Source organism: Deltaproteobacteria bacterium, assembly GCA_016183175.1.
In the GTDB taxonomy this organism is placed as follows: Bacteria; UBA10199; UBA10199; order UBA10199; family SBBF01; genus JACPFC01.
Genome location: JACPFC010000092.1, coordinates 14,691 through 27,003, shown reverse-complemented (window position 1 = coordinate 27,003; position 12,313 = coordinate 14,691). Strand labels below are relative to the sequence as shown.

Sequence of the window (12,313 nt, the reverse complement as noted above, 5' to 3'; positions counted from 1 at the left end):
TGCGTGCCCGAGTGCCTGGGTGCCTGAGTAAGGACACGGGCACGCGGGTACTTGGGCACTAATGAGACAATGTCTTTTCCGGATCGCATCCGCCACATTCATCTGATCGCCGTCTGCGGCACGGGAATGGGGTCTCTTGCGGGGCTTCTCCAATCGAAAGGGTTTGTCGTCACCGGTTCGGATCAGAACATCTATCCCCCCATGAGCCTTGAACTGGAAAAACTGGGAATCCGGCTCATGTCCGGATATTCACCCGAAAATCTCAAAAAAAAAGCGGATCTCGTCGTCGTCGGCAATGTCGTCTCCAAAACCAACCCTGAAGTTTTGGAAATGATCCGGAAAAATATCCCCTACTGCTCCATGCCCGATGCCCTCGCCCATTTTTTCATGCAAAACAACCGCTCCATCGTCGTGGCCGGCACGCACGGCAAGACAACTACTTCAGCGGTTATCGCCCATCTTTTGCTCAAGATGGGGAACGACCCTTCCTTTTTGGTCGGCGGGGTTTTGCAGGACTCCCAAAAAAATTACCGGATCGGCCGCGGCCCTTATTTTGTCATCGAAGGGGACGAATACGATACCGCCTTTTTCGACAAAGGCCCGAAGTTTCTCCATTACAAACCCTGCTACACCATTGTCACCTCCCTTGAATTCGACCATGCCGATATCTACCGCGATCTCGATCATTTGACCGAATCGTTTGTCCGCCTGCTTGAAACCAACGATCCCAAAGGATTCGTTCTGGCCTGCACCCATTATCCCCGGTTGATGGAAATTCTGACAAAAAGCGCCTCGCCGGTTGAAACTTACGGATTCAGCGACGGTTCGACATGGAACGCCGGCAAATTTTCCTTTGAAGGGGGCAAAACATCATTTGATATTCTTTATCGCAGTCGAAGGGAAGTCCGGATGGAGTCCCCTCTCGCCGGGCGGCACAACATCTTAAACGTCCTCGCCGCGTATGCACTGCTCCAAAAACTGGGCTTTAAGGCAGACCCAATTCAGGAGGCTTTGAGAACATTCAAGGGAATCAAGCGAAGACAGGAGGTGCTGGGGGTTGTCAACGACATCGTGGTCATGGATGATTTTGCCCACCATCCCACTGCTATCCGGGAAACCGTTGATGCCGTAAAAAGAAAATATTCCGGCTACAAAATCTGGTCGGTCTTCGAGCCGCGCTCCAACACGAGCAAAAGAGACATTTTTCGGAAGGAATTTGCCCGCTCATTTGGCGGCTCCGATTTTGTTATTCTGGCCGACGTCTTCATGCCGGAAAAAGGAACCAACGGAAAGATTCTCGACGTTGATCGTTTGGCCTCCGACATCGAAAAATCCGGCATCTTGGCTCGACATATCTCCGGCGTCGAGACCATTGTGGACACATTAAAAAAAGAGGTGACGCCACCCGCCGTCATTCTGATCATGAGCAACGGGGGATTTGGAGGAATTCACAAAAAGGTGCTAGAATCGCTCAAATAATGCCTTCGAAAAAGAAAAAGTGGAGAACCGTCGTTTTTGTTTCCCTTGCGGGCCTGGTTTTTTTTCTTTTTTCCCTCCACATCGTTCTCAACAGGCAGAAAACCCAAAAGTTCCTCATCGCCGCCGCCAACCAGCACCTCGACGTCGCCCTTTCGGCGGATGAACTCCATTTTAACGGGGCAACCGGCCATTTTTCGGGCAAAAAACTTGACCTGAAGATCCCACGCGCTCATCTCTCCCTCTCGCTTGACCGCTTTCGCGTGGCCATCTCCCCCTTTTACCTGGTCTTCGGAAAGGTTCATCTGGCGGATCTGCAGGCGGAGGCGATAACCATCAACATTGAGGCCCTCCCGCAGAGTGATGCAAAAGGACCGGAACGGGCCGGCCGCGATCTTTCAAAATTGCTGAACAATTTTTCCGTCGACCGGGCGCAAATAAAAAATATCGCCGTCACCTTTCCGGAACTGCAGACGTTAAGAATCGGAAAAATCGGCGTGAAGGGGCGCATTCCCTGGCTTTTCTATTCGCGGGGGCTTGATATCACCGTCTCGGATATTGTCTATCGATCCACAAGACTCGATTTTTTTGCCGGGGAACTGGAGGCCTCCGGATCGTTCACCGTTGAATACGACCCTTCCGCCGGGAAAAACAGACCCGGGCTCGACGGCCGCCTCCGCCTCAATTCGTTTCTGCTGTCGGCGCCCAAAACCCCCATCCCCTGGAACCCGGCGCCCGCCTGGGATGAGTCGTTGAATCCGCTTCTGGCGGAAAAGTACGGAGAGCGGATTCCGGACAACCGCGCCTTTGTTTATATCGACTCTGCCGATCTCCCGTTTTATTTTGACCCTCGACGAGTCGGCGTTGATCATGGAACCGTCAAGGCCTTCGGCGGGAAACTGGAAATCGACGCCGAATGGGACAAAAAAGAAGAGAGGGCTGTCTACCATATCGAAAATTCCATCCCCTTTCGCCTCGTCCTTCTCCCCCTGGGCAAGGCCAAATTCCGCCAATCATTCGAGAAGGCGGGGGTGGAAATCTCCGGTGCCGGCCGACTCCAAAGCCTTGCGAGCGGAGATATTCCGGGCATGCTCAAGATCAGGCTGTTCAAGAACAGGATCGATCCTTCCAAAGAAAATTTGTCCCTCTCTGCCGAAACCGGTTTTCGGGACGGCATACTGAACGCAAAAAATATAAAAATCACCCTCGCCGATGGAACCATCACCGGTTCGGGTGCAATCGACCTGCTGAAAAAAACCGCCACGAGCCGCTTCACCGGAAAAAATTTCGACGCCCGCACGGTGGTCCGTTTCTTTTCCACCATCGATATTCCGGGGCGGGCCGATCTTTCGGGCGGCATCGCCGGAAGCCTCGCCAATCCGACCTTTGACCTGACACTCACTTCACCCGAGGCCGGCTACGAGAACCTTACCTTCGGCTCCTTTAACGGCCGGCTGGTCATCCGCGATAAAAATCTCAAACTGACGGGGACGACTCTGCTTGCGGGAAGCGGATCGGGGCGGATTGATCTCGATATCACCGAGGTGTTTCGCTCTTCGAAACAAAAGGTCGAGTTGAAAACCGATTTCAAAAATCTTCCCCTCGGCCCCCTTCTTGAATCGGCCGTCGTCAGCGGGACCTTAAGCGGTTTTTTCAACATGACGAAAGAAAAACAAACCTACGACGGCAGGGGAAATCTGGAGGTCTCCGACATCCTCTGGTACAAGGTTCCCATCCAGCGAATGACCGGTCAGCTCGGGCTTAAAGACAAGAGTCTCGCTGTCTCCGGCATCCGGATTATCTTCGACGCGTCGCAACCGGTTCTTGCCCCCTCAAAACCCCTTGTCTTCCGCTTTGACCCCGACGGATACCGGTTTGACGGATCGGTCCTGCCGACCGTCACGGTTGATGGCTACCGCAAAACGGACGATCCGGAACACCTTTTTTTCAAATTGAAGGCGGCGAAGACGCCGCTCGGTTTCCTCAAACCGCTGGTTCCCATTCGCATCGACCAGTTTTCGGCAAGCGGGGATTTTGACGTCGCCTACAACCTCCCCTCCCCCATCGATTCCACGGTCACCGCCGATCTTTCCGCCTTCGAGTTCACCGGCGAGGAAAAAAACATCCGCCTCACTGGAAAAGCACGCGTCGATTTCGAAAACCGGAAAATTGTTTTCCACAACAGCCCTTTTGCAATCGGGTCGGGGCGCGTCACCCTCGACGGCCCATTGGGGATTGCCGAGGGTTCCGCCCTGCGGGCAAAAGGTTCGCTCGATCTGGCCCAGTTGACCGGCATCCTCCCTTTTCTGGTGGAGGGGGAGGGAATGGCCGATATCGATCTTGTCTGGGAGAATTCGGTTTTCAAGCCCTCCTTCGACGGCCGAATCGGCTTTAAAAATTCCTCGCTTTTCCTGCGCGACCTGAAACGGGATCTGACCGAAATCGACGGCTCCCTCAAACTGAAAGGGAACCGCTACGAATTCGACCGGCTGGCCCTCCGCTACGATGACGCGCCGGTGGCGCTTGCCGGATGGATCGAATGGACCCCGCCGCGGATCGCCTCCGCTGATCTCCGCCTTAAGGGAGATGAAATCCCCCTCTCGCGTCCGGATGCCTGGAGGCTTTTTGCCGACGCCGATGTCTCGCTCCGAGGGACGGGGGGCGGTCTCACATTGTCGGGAACCTTGAACGTTGTGGAAGGCTCTTATTACAAGGATTACAGCCTCTCTCAGTTCGTCCTGAAGCCGGTGGGGGTGGTGGAGATGAAGGAGGAACTGATCCCGGAGGCATTCCGCGACGTGAATCTCGACCTGAAGGTCAAAAGCGCCGGTGAATTCGAAATCCGCAACAATCTGGCCGACCTCGCGCTGAAGAGCGACATCGACCTCGAAGGCATGGCCTCCAACCCGCAGGCGTCGGGACACATCGATATCGTCGAGGGGGAGATTCATGCCTTCGGGATCGATTTTGAAAACGCAACCGGATTCGCCGCCTTCGGGCGGGGAAGGGGTTTGAACCCGTTCATCGAATTTTCGGCCTCGCACGAAATTCAGGACTACGAAATTCGCGCCAAACTCGAAGGACCGATGGACAATCTGCAGTTGTCTCTGGAATCCACCCCGGCCCTGGGGCAGAACGAAATCATTTCGCTCATCGCCTACGGCAGAACACCCGATCAGCTCTCGGCGGGGGATCAGAATTTTTTTTCCCGCACCGCCATCGCCTCGCAGATCGTGGGACTTCTGCAAAGGCCTCTCTCGAAGGCGACGCATCTTGATATCGTCCGTCTCGAGGCGGAATACGGAAAGGCCGAGCCGATCCTTTCCCGCATCTCGGTGGGAAAAAGGCTTTCCCCCCGCTTTTCCGTCGCCTTCACCACCGACCTTACGCTGGACGAGGCGCTCAAGGGCATTCAGGTGGAATACGAAATTTTCGACAACATCCTTCTTAAAGGAATAAAAGACACTGGCTCTCGCTACCGCTTTGATTTAACATTACGGCTACAGGCCTATTGAACTCTAAGTGAGCCATCGGGCTTGCCCCGTGGCGAACGTGGGGTTTGGGGCCATTTGAGGCCCGAAATCCATGACGCGAATAGCAACAAACGGGCCGAAAGGGCCCCAAGTCTAAATGATCCAGCGCGGAATCCGGCTCACTGTTGTACTTTGCCTGTTATGCAGTTTTCCGGTTTGGCCGGCGCTCTCCCTCCAGCGGAAAAACAAACCGGACGAGGCGCCTCGTCCGATGCTTATCATCCGAAAACTCGGCGTTACCGGCAATTATCCCTATCTCGGAAAAAAAATTCTCCGATTGAGCTCCCTGCAGTCGGGGGAGCCTTTTCACCCCGAATCAATCGCCGAAAACGAAAAACGGATCGCCGATTTTTTTGAAAATGAGGGCTACACCGGCACCACCGTCGCGATCAGCGCAAAACCCGACGTTAAAAAGCCGTTTGTCAACATCCGCATCGCCATTCACAAAGGGAAGACTTATCGTCTGGGAAAAACGGAATTCATTGGAAACACCTTTTTTTCGAATGCCTGGCTCCATAACCAGCTCGAAGGGTTCGGGCACTTTCGGTTGAGCCGGATCAAAAGGAAACTCAAGAAAATCGAGCAGAAATATGGTAACAACGGTTTTGTCCGCGCCCGGGTCAAGTTGATTTCAGTGGAAACAGACGAAATAAAAAGACGGGTGAACGTTGTCGTCGAAATGATCGAACGAAAAAGGCTCAAAATTAATTTCGACGGCAACCGCTGGTTTTCGCCCCAGAGGTTGGACGATCATGTCACCTTTTTTACGGATCGCGGCTATGACCGGTTTGAAGTGGAGCGGAGCGAACAGGGGCTGATTGATTTTTACCGCCACAACGGATTTATCGACGCCGGCCTCGAAGCGGAGGTGACTGAACCATCGGAAAATGAAATTCATGTCACTTTCACCATCAGCGAGGGAAACCGGGCCCGGCTTAAAAAGGTTGTTTTCGACGGGGCCACAGCCTTTGGAGAAAAGGCGCTGGTCTCGGTGATGGGCAACCAACCGCACACCCTGGCCCGTCAGGGCTTTTTTCGCGAAGACATCGTGGAGGAGGATGTGGACCGCATCGCCAAATATTATCATGAACACGGCTGGTTCGACGCGAAGGTCACCGAGTGGGAGATCGTGGCCAACCGTTTCCGCGACCAGATGACAATGGTTGTCGGCATTGACGAAGGGACCCCCTATCTTCTCGACAATGTTCTTTTCAAGGGCAACCGGGAATTTGAGGCCTCCACTCTTTTTCGAAAGTCCGGATTAAAGCTCAAGAAACCTCTGGAGGCCGACAAGGTCTCGCGGGCGCAGGATAAGATCATCGCCCTCTATCAGGAAAAAGGCTACGCCTATGTCAAAATCAACGCGACAACGGAGCCTGATCGCGAGGCGGGCCTTCGCCACGCCGAAGTGGCTTCGGCCACGCAGGCGGGTGCGGTGTCGCTTACATTCGCGATTGATGAGGGCCTTAAGGCGCAGATCGGCCGAATCGTCATCAACGGACAATACGCGACCAAAGAGAAGGTCATCCGGGAAAATTTAAAAATCAAAAGCGGCGATCCGTACACCTACAAAAAAATACTCGACGCCCAGTTGAATCTGAAAAGGCTCGGTATCTTCGACCATGTGCGGATCCTGACCCCGGATGTCGATAAGGAGAACGCCGTGGTCGATCTGGAGGTGCAGGTCACCGAAAGGAAAAGCTGGACCTTCGACGCGGATGCCGGTTTTGACAGCGACAAGCTCGCCTCCGGCCAGTTTCTTCTCACCAAACAAAATATTTTCGGCCTGGCCAAGCAGGTTCAGTTTCGCCTGGTCGGCGGCTTCGAGTTCGACCGCGGCGAGGCGACTTTCTATTCCCCGCGGGTGTACGGGGCGAGCTGGAACCTCGTCAACCAGTACTTTGTCCAGTACGAAGACGACGAACAGTTCAACGCCGCCTCTTTCGGCGGATCGGTGGGGGTCTTGAAACATTTCGGCCCCGATTGGACCGTCCTGATGAAAATGCAGGCAAACCGGATGAATATTTTTGAAGGCGAGAGCAACACCGACGCGCTGGCGGAGAACCTCTTTGACAGCACCTTTCTGGAAAATATTTTTTCCGTCACCTACGACACGCGGGACAATTTTGCCGATCCCGGCAGAGGCTTTTACGCCCTTGTCTCAACCGAGTTCGACACCGATCTGGCCGACGCCTCCAATGTTTTCAACATAGCCAAGGTCAACCTCGCGCACTATCTTCATTTCTTGAACCGGTTCACGCTTGTCAACGCATTCAGGGCCGGCAAGTTGTTCCGCATCAATCCCTCCGCCCGCGTTCCGGTGACAAAACTTTTCTTCATGGGGGGAAACGACACCGTGAGAGGCTTTGACGAGGATGCCGTCGATTCCGGAGGCGGAACCACGTCGGTCATTTACAACGCGGAGCTTCACTACCGCCTCTTCAACAACTTCAAGCTGGCCGGATTTTTCGACGCCGGAAGCCTGACCGAGACGATCACCGGCATCTCGCGCGACTCCATCCGGGAGTCGGCCGGTGTCGGTCTCCGCTATTTCACCCCCGTGGGGCCGATTCGCCTTGACTACGGGTTTGTTTTGGACAAAAAAGAGGGGGAAAAAGGACAGAGGTTTCATTTTTCCTTCGGCTATTTTTTCTAGATGAAAACGACCGCCGAAATCACCGTCCGTTGGAACGACTGCGACCCGATGGGACACGCCAACAATGCCGTCTATTTCACCTATTTCGAGCAGGCCCGCGTGGCCCTTTTCAGAAAATTTTTCAGGATTGAAGAGGGAAAACCGATCCGGGCCTCCCATTTTCCCTTCATCATTGCCGAAATCTCCTGCAAATTCCTCAAGCCGGTTCATGTGGATGAGCGGCTTGTCGTGGAGGCCCGCGTGACGCAGGTGAAAAATTCAAGCTTCATCATTGAATATGACATGATGGACAAACTGAACGGTGAACAAGTGGCGACAGGAAGTTCGGCCCTCGTCTGGTACGATTACAAAACCGGAAAATCGACGCCGATTCCGGAGGAATACCGGAAAAAACTGACATCTTAATGACACGATGGCCTACAATCTTCCTTCTGGCTGTTTTGTTTTTCATCAGCATCAATTTTTCTGAACTGGAACTCCGCTTGAAGAACAGCCGTGTTAAGACCGTGCCGACGCCTCCGATGTTCGATGTCCAGACCGAGACTCTGACAAAACCACCCGGCGACGACGGCCGGATTCACGGCCGGATATTCCAAAAGTATTTCAACCAGGAGGGTTCTACCTCGGGACGAAGCCCCGATGAAATTTCGGTGAAATTTTCCGGTCCGGCCGAAATTCACGGTATCTTGATGAGCGTGGACTGCTGGAAGTCGACCCGGCTGGTGGAATTCGCCGCGGGGCTAAACCAGAAACCGGCCTATCAGACCAAGGGGGATCATGAGATGCTCATGCATGTCAGTTTTGCGACAAATAACGAGGCGGGCAAAATCGACGAGCAGGTCTGGTTTCCCAAACCCTTTCTGATGAGTCCCTCCGATTCATTAAACATCGGCGCCTGGATCCAGAATGTCAGTTCGAAAAAACAGGGTGTCTCGCCGGAGATGATTGTTTATTACACCTGGGCAAAACCTTAATTTCTTTTCTCATCCCTCAATTTGCGGTGATACTTAATCGCAAACCGGTGGGCCTCGTCGCGGAGGCGCTGGAGGAGCAGGAGTTCGGGGCTTCCTTTTTTTAAGACAAGCGGATTTTTGCGGTGCGGAAGGTAGATTTCTTCTTCCTTTTTTCCTTCCCAAATTCCTTTAGCCCGGGCGCCGGGCCCTTTCCCCTTGGCCACACCGATTGCGGCAATTTGACCAAAACCCGATTCTTCCAGGACCTGCAAGGCCGCGTTGAGCTGTCCCTTGCCGCCGTCGATGACGAGGAGGTCAGGAAGATTGTAGGGGCGCGATTCATCGCGCCCGGGCGCCATAAATGACGCCCCTACGGCAAACCTCCTCCCCAACACCTCCTTCATCATCGCATAATCATTCGGCTCCTCTTTCATCCGGATTTTATAATGCCGGTACTCATTCTTATCCGGCTCTCCATCAATAAAAACAACACGGGAACCGGTGGCCTTTTTTCCGGAGATGTTCGAGATATCGTAACACTCCATCCGGTGCGGAAATTTGGAAAGACTTAAGGCTTCCTGAAGGAGTTTGAGCGCCTCCTGTGTCTGATACTCCTTATTCACCAGACGGGAAAATTGGGCCTGCGCATTTTTGAAGGCCAGTTCGATTAAATCCTTTTTCTCCCCCTTTTGCGGCGCCCGGATGACAACCTTTTTTTCCTTTCTCTCCGTCAAAAGCCGTGTGAGGACCTCCGGGTTTTCCGGAAGATGGGAAACAAGAATCTCATCGGGAATAAAAACAGATCCGAGATAATACTGATTTAGAAAGTGATCGACCACCTGGGCGTCTTCCTCAAGACATCCGACCGGATAATAGCGGGAATCGACCAGTGTTCCCTTGCGGATGACAAAAAGCGCAATCACACCGCGGTCTCCCTCTCGATAGAGCGAAACCAGATCCTGGTGCAGACCGCCATGCTTGACTACCTTCTGTTTTTCTAGCGTCGCTTCCAAGTTCGCCAGTAAATCGCGCCACTTGGCCGCCTCCTCAAAACGTTCCTTGTCCGACGCACGAGTCATGCTTTCTTTCGCCTGTGCGATGAGTGTTTCGTTCTTCCCTTCCAGAAAAAGCCGAACCTGATCAACCTGCCTGACGTAATCCTCCCGGCTGACATAGCCGACACAGGGGGCGCTACAGCGATGAATTTGATATTCCAGACAGGGACGCGACCGGTTGTTGATTTCGTGATCCGAACAGGTCCGGAGGCGAAAATGGCGATAAATAAAATCGACCGTCTCGCGGCAAGCCTGAGCTGAGGAATAGGGGCCAAAGTAGAGGGCCTTATCCTTCTTGATCTTGCGGGTGACCATCAGACTGGGGAAAGGATGATTGGCGGTCAGCTTGAGGCTGACGTAGGTTTTGTCGTCTTTGAGAAAAATGTTGTAGCGCGGCTTGTGCTTTTTGATGAGGCTGTTCTCGAGAAGAAGCGCCTCTTTTTCGTTGTCGGTGACGAGGGTATCGATATCCCTCACCCGGTTCATCAGGAATTTAACCTGATACCGGCTGTCGGCCTCTTTGGAAAAATAACTTCGAACGCGGGAGCGGAGATTCACCGCCTTCCCCACGTAGATGATCTTTCCCCCTTCCCCTTTCATGAGATAGACGCCGGGAGAGGTCGGAAATTCGGCGATTTTTTCCTCGATGCTCACACCTTCACCCCGTAACTCAATTCCATCTCCTTTAATTTTTTGATCTGATCTCTTAAAGATGCCGCCTCCTCAAACTTCATATTTTCCGCATGTTTTTTCATTTGCCGGGTCAGATGGTTGATGATTGAGGGAATTTCTTCGGACGGCATATCCACCCCTTTTCCCTCGGCGACCACCGGGACCGTCATATAATCGGCCTCCGATTCGATATAGAGCGAATCGCGGATTTCTTTGGTCACCGATCTGGGCGTGATGCCGTGTTTTAAGTTATACGCCTCCTGAATCGCCCGGCGGCGGTTTGTTTCGGCAATTGCCGATTGAAGCGATCCGGTCATCGTATCGGCATAGCAGACGACATGTCCTGCGATGTTGCGTGCGGCCCGGCCGAAGGTTTGAACGAGCGACCTCTCCGATCTTAAGAATCCCTCTTTGTCGGCATCCAAAATGGCCACCAGCGCCACCTCGGGAATATCGAGCCCCTCGCGGAGAAGATTGATGCCGATCAACACGTCAAATTTCCCCAGCCGAAGATCGCGGATGATTTCAATCCGCTCCAGCGTCTCGATATCCGAGTGAAGATATTTAACGCGCATTCCCCTCTCTGAATAATACTGCGTCAGATTTTCGGCCATCCGTTTGGTGAGCGTCGTCACCAAAACACGATTCCCTTTTTCAACCACCCCGTTAATCTCCTGCATGAGATCATCCACCTGTGATCCAACCGGCCGGACGGTAATTTCCGGATCGATGAGCCCCGTGGGCCGGACCACCTGCTCCACAACTTTCCCGCGGCTTAACCGCATTTCATAAGGCCCCGGCGTGGCGGACACATAGATGGTCTGATCGACCATCCCCTCAAACTCGTCAAATCGGAGCGGCCGGTTGTCGAGGGCCGAGGGAAGACCGATCCCCTTCGTACATCCCCCCCAGTTGAGGCACCCCCACATGCGACTCGTCGATAAAAAGAAGGAAACCTTTTGGAAAATACTCGAGAAGCGTCGGCGGCGGGGCCCCAGGGGGCCTGCCGGTTAAATGACGGGAATAATTCTCAATCCCCTTGCAAAAACCAATCTCATCAATCATCTCCAAATCGAACAATGTCCGTTGCTCGATGCGTTGGGCCTCAATCAGCTTGTTGTTGTTCTTGAAATATTTGACCCGTTCAACAAGCTCCTCTCTAATGGCCGCCATGGCCCGTTTGAGCTGATCTTCCGGAGTGACATAATGAGAACCGGGGTATATGGCGATCTGATCAATCTTTTCTACAACCCCCACTTTTAGGGGGTCCATCACCGAAATCTGATCAATCTCGTCTCCAAAAAACTCCATCCGGACGGCGCGGTCTTCCTCGTAGGCGGGAAAAATTTCGACGACATCGCCCCGGACGCGAAAAGTCCCGCGGTGAAAATCGATGTCGTTTCGCTCGTACTGGATTTCAACCAGTTTGTCAGTTTGTTCAAAATTTCCGTCCGCGAAACGCTCATCCCCTTTTTGATGTCCACCAGCATCCCATGATAGGCCTCCGGCGAGCCGAGGCCATAGATGCAGGAGACAGAGGCAACGATGACGACATCGGGGCGTTCGAGAAGCGATCGGGTGGCCGAGTGGCGCATCTTGTCGATGTCCTCGTTGATGGCCGAGTCTTTTTCGATGTAGGTGTCTGTCCGCGGGACGTAGGCCTCCGGCTGGTAGTAATCGTAGTAGCTGACGAAATATTCCACGGCGTTTTCGGGAAAGAGAACTTTGAACTCGGAATAGAGCTGGGCGGCGAGTGTTTTGTTTGGGGCAATGATCAGCGCCGGCTTTTGGACTTGTGCGATCACATTGGCCATCGTGAAGGTTTTCCCCGAACCGGTCACACCGAGCAGGGTCTGATGTTTTAAAGCCTTGTCGACACCATCGACCAGCTTTTCAATCGCCTCCGGCTGATCCCCGCAAGGCTTGTATTCGGAGACGATTTTAAAGGAGGGCATGAAGCACAATTTA

At 53.4% G+C, this 12,313-nt stretch carries 6 protein-coding genes and 1 pseudogene; 5 read left to right on the top strand and 2 right to left on the bottom strand.

Features of this window, described 5'->3' with window-relative positions; translation table 11 throughout:
- Window positions 1-69 precede the first annotated feature (69 nt).
- The 5 genes from HYU99_09185 (at window position 70) to HYU99_09165 (ending at window position 8,639) form a co-directional block, all read left to right on the top strand.
- Window positions 70-1,479: a UDP-N-acetylmuramate--L-alanine ligase gene (locus HYU99_09185; protein ID MBI2340517.1), complete on the top strand. Its 1,410-nt coding sequence runs from the start codon at window positions 70-72 to the stop codon at window positions 1,477-1,479.
- On the top strand, window positions 1,479-4,991 hold the full coding sequence (locus HYU99_09180; GenBank protein ID MBI2340516.1) for a translocation/assembly module TamB domain-containing protein: 3,513 nt from the start codon (window positions 1,479-1,481) through the stop codon (window positions 4,989-4,991). The genes HYU99_09185 and HYU99_09180 overlap by 1 nt, the downstream gene beginning before the upstream one ends.
- A gap of 115 nt (window positions 4,992-5,106) precedes the next feature.
- Entirely contained in the window at window positions 5,107-7,665 is a 2,559-nt protein-coding gene (bamA, locus tag HYU99_09175; protein ID MBI2340515.1) for an outer membrane protein assembly factor BamA, read from the top strand.
- Window positions 7,666-8,070: an acyl-CoA thioesterase gene (locus HYU99_09170; protein ID MBI2340514.1), complete on the top strand. Its 405-nt coding sequence runs from the start codon at window positions 7,666-7,668 to the stop codon at window positions 8,068-8,070.
- Window positions 8,070-8,639 carry a hypothetical protein gene (locus HYU99_09165; protein MBI2340513.1) on the top strand — a complete coding sequence of 190 codons (570 nt, stop codon included), beginning with the start codon at window positions 8,070-8,072 and terminating at the stop codon, window positions 8,637-8,639. The genes HYU99_09170 and HYU99_09165 overlap by 1 nt, the downstream gene beginning before the upstream one ends.
- On the opposite strand, the gene uvrC is transcribed toward HYU99_09165, so the two are convergent.
- Both uvrC and uvrB read right to left on the bottom strand, forming a co-directional pair.
- The gene (gene uvrC / locus HYU99_09160; GenBank protein ID MBI2340512.1) at window positions 8,636-10,327 is read right to left on the bottom strand and encodes an excinuclease ABC subunit UvrC; all 1,692 of its coding nucleotides are present in this window, start codon (window positions 10,325-10,327) and stop codon (window positions 8,636-8,638) included. The genes HYU99_09165 and uvrC overlap by 4 nt on opposite strands.
- A pseudogene (uvrB, locus tag HYU99_09155) lies at window positions 10,324-12,300 on the bottom strand (excinuclease ABC subunit UvrB). Before uvrB ends, uvrC begins: the two are co-directional and overlap by 4 nt.
- Between the last annotated feature and the right edge of the window lie 13 nt (window positions 12,301-12,313).

What these genes read in the sequence shown, in the direction of transcription:
- HYU99_09170 (MBI2340514.1), top strand. Translation starts at nt 7,666, where the DNA reads ATGAAAACGACCGCCGAAATCACCGTCCGTTGGAACGACTGCGACCCG.
- HYU99_09185 (MBI2340517.1), top strand. Translation starts at nt 70, where the DNA reads ATGTCTTTTCCGGATCGCATCCGCCACATTCATCTGATCGCCGTCTGC.
- HYU99_09180 (MBI2340516.1), top strand. Translation starts at nt 1,479, where the DNA reads ATGCCTTCGAAAAAGAAAAAGTGGAGAACCGTCGTTTTTGTTTCCCTT.
- HYU99_09165 (MBI2340513.1), top strand. Translation starts at nt 8,070, where the DNA reads ATGACACGATGGCCTACAATCTTCCTTCTGGCTGTTTTGTTTTTCATC.
- bamA (MBI2340515.1), top strand. Translation starts at nt 5,107, where the DNA reads ATGATCCAGCGCGGAATCCGGCTCACTGTTGTACTTTGCCTGTTATGC.